Here is a 378-nt window from a genome sequence, read left to right as displayed (position 1 = left end):
GGCGGCGCCCCGGCGACCGGGCGGCCGTACCGGTGTCGCTCGGCCGCGGCCAGCAACCGGGCAAGTGCTGCACCGGCTGCCGCCCCACCGGTGCCCGTGAGGCCGGGCAGGGCGCCGATCCGCGCCGCGAATTCCCGGGGCGTCTCCGTGGCGCGCACGCTGACCCCGAAGTCGACGGCCGTGTCGACGAGCTCCCGCCAGGCATCGGCGCCCCCTGCCGTGCCCCTGGCGAGGTCCCTGCGCCGTCGTCTGCTCCGAAGCAGGCGGATGCCACCCGGAGCGGCGAGTACGACGACGAGCGCTCCGAGGATGAGCGCAACGCGTCCGGGCGTGCCTGCATCGTTCCCGGGCGTCTTCGCGGCTCCGCTTCCCGTCGAC

General features: G+C 76.5%; 1 protein-coding gene. It reads right to left on the bottom strand.

Annotated features, from left to right (window positions below):
• The coding region (locus QN345_RS19885) for a DUF4129 domain-containing protein (RefSeq protein ID WP_323509223.1) at positions 1-378 on the bottom strand (378 nt) is incomplete at both ends.

The organism is Cryobacterium sp. 10I1 (genome assembly GCF_035019805.1).
Taxonomy (GTDB): domain Bacteria; phylum Actinomycetota; class Actinomycetes; order Actinomycetales; family Microbacteriaceae; genus Cryobacterium; species Cryobacterium glucosi.
The sequence above is the reverse complement of the archived record's forward strand: the minus strand, read 5'-3'. Positions and strand labels throughout refer to the sequence as shown.